This window comes from Pseudanabaena sp. 'Roaring Creek' (assembly GCF_001402795.1).
Classification (GTDB): domain Bacteria; phylum Cyanobacteriota; class Cyanobacteriia; order Pseudanabaenales; family Pseudanabaenaceae; genus Pseudanabaena.
In genome coordinates, this window is sequence record NZ_LIRE01000255.1 from 1 (window position 1) to 2,154 (window position 2,154).

Annotated in this window: 3 protein-coding genes; 1 reads left to right on the forward strand and 2 read right to left on the reverse strand. The window is 45.8% G+C overall.

Annotation, left to right across the window (positions count from 1 at the left end; all coding sequences use genetic code 11):
• Positions 1-78 precede the first annotated feature (78 nt).
• Positions 79-186: a photosystem II reaction center protein T gene (locus tag AC805_RS24615; protein ID WP_071590185.1), complete on the reverse strand. Its 108-nt coding sequence runs from the start codon at positions 184-186 to the stop codon at positions 79-81.
• A gap of 6 nt (positions 187-192) precedes the next feature.
• Positions 193-1,722 (reverse strand): photosystem II chlorophyll-binding protein CP47, encoded by a 1,530-nt coding sequence (psbB, locus tag AC805_RS08860; protein WP_055075091.1) that lies wholly within the window; start codon positions 1,720-1,722, stop codon positions 193-195.
• Positions 1,723-1,920: 198 nt separating this feature from the next.
• On the opposite strand from psbB, the gene AC805_RS26770 reads away from it, so the two are divergent.
• On the forward strand, positions 1,921-2,154 hold a 234-nt coding region (locus AC805_RS26770), incomplete at its 3' end, for a hypothetical protein (RefSeq protein WP_231662548.1).

A 2,154-nucleotide genomic window follows, 5' to 3' on the forward strand; every position in this document is an offset into this window, starting at 1 on the left:
ATATTACTGACTATAGCTATAAAATCACACATTTTCTAAACAAAAAGCCCGCCTAGGCGGGCTTTTTGTTTATAGAAATTACTTCTTATCTTTAGAAGGAACCTTAGGTGGTTCGCGGAAGAAGATTGCAAAGAAGAACAAACCAATCAAACAAGCGAAAATAAAGGTATAAGTAAGAGCTTCCATTGAATTTTATGCCTCAACAGCGCGAGTAGTTTTGTCACCAACTTTTTGGAATGCACCCCATTCAACTTGCTCTTCGCTGAGTTCTGGGTCAACCCCAGCAAACACATCGCGGAACAAGGTACGAGCACCATGCCAAATATGACCGAAGAAGAAGAACAGAGCAAATACTGCATGTCCGAAAGTGAACCAACCACGAGGGCTAGTACGGAATACACCATCAGAATTATTCTTTTCTTGGTCAAATTCAAAGATTTCACCTAGCTGAGCTTGGCGTGCATACTTCTTAACGGTTGGGGCATCGGTAAAAGACTTACCATTTAACTCTCCACCGACAAAGGAGACAGTAACACCAGTTTGTTCAACACTGTACTTTGATTCAGCGCGACGGAAAGGAATGTCAGCTCTAACCACACCATCTTGGTCTTGAAGAACAACAGGGAAAGTTTCAAAGAAATTAGGCAAGCGGCGGACGCTCAACTCACGACCTTCACCATCTTTGAAAATAGGATGCCCTTGCCAACCTTGGGCAATACCATCACCATTATTCATGGGACCGACGCGGAACAAACCACCTTTAGCAGGGCTGTTACCAACATAGTCATAGAAAGCAAGTTTATCAGGAATCTTCGACCAAGCATCTTCAGCACTCAATCCAGCATTGATGCCAGTTTGAACGCGGCGAGAAATTTCTTGCTGGAAGGAATTGCTATCCCATTGATAGCGGGTAGGGCCAAATAACTCGATGGGAGTTGCTGCCGAGCCATACCACATGGTTCCAGCAACGACAAAGGCGGCAAAGAATACCGCTGCAATGCTGCTAGAGAGAACGGTTTCGATGTTACCCATACGCAGGGCTTTGTATAAACGCTCTGGTGGACGCACTGTCAAGTGAAATAGACCCGCGACGATACCAACGATACCAGCAGCAATATGGTGAGCCACGATACCGCCAGCATTGAAGGGGTTAAACCCATTTGGCCCCCATTCAGGTGCTACGGGTGCAACATGACCAGTTAAGCCATAGGCATCAGATACCCACATGCCAGGGCCAAAGAGTCCTGTTTGGTGGAATGCACCAAAACCAAAGCAGAGTAAACCAGATAGGAAAAGGTGAATACCGAACATCTTCGGCAAGTCCAAAGCTGGCTCACCTGTGCGAGGATCTCTAAATAGTTCTAAATCCCAGTTAACCCAGTGCCAAATGGCAGCTAGGAAAAGTAAACCAGAAAGGACGATGTGGGCTAGAGCGACACCTTCAAAAGACCAAAAACCAGGGTCGGCAACTTGTTCGCCAGTGATAGTCCAGCCACTCCAAGAGTTGGTAATACCAAGACGGGTCATGAAGGGCATGACGAACATACCTTGCCGCCACATGGGGTTGAGGACGGGGTCACTGGGGTCAAAAATTGCTAGCTCATAAAGTGCCATCGAGCCTGCCCACCCTGCTACGAGAGCAGTGTGCATCAGGTGCGTGGCGATCAGTCTTCCTGGATCGTTCAGGAGAACTGTATGCACTCGATACCAGGGTAATCCCATTGCAAATGTTCCTTAATCTATGTAGTGAGTAAGATCTTAACGATTCTTAATTTTAATTTATGATAATTGATCCTGACTTTGCTTACCACTCAAAATACTTAAGGTAATGTGAGGAAATAACTGCGTCAGAATCGACCAATAGGTCTAATTATTTTATTTGTATCAACATAATAAACTATTCCCTCCGATTGATTCCGATTGATTCTGATAAAACCTAAAAAGCTAAAACCCAAAAAGCAAGGTCAATGCTTTCATGTTCGCTGGCTAGAGAGGGGAATGGCGGCGCTTTGCGCCGCCATTCCCCTCTTTGGTTTTATAGCTGCCGCCTGCCAACTATATCAGAACATAAACCCCAGAGAGAGTTGCCGCGCGGAGCACGGCAACTCTCTCTGGGGTTTTGATTTTGTCCTAACAAAACTGGCGGCAGCTATA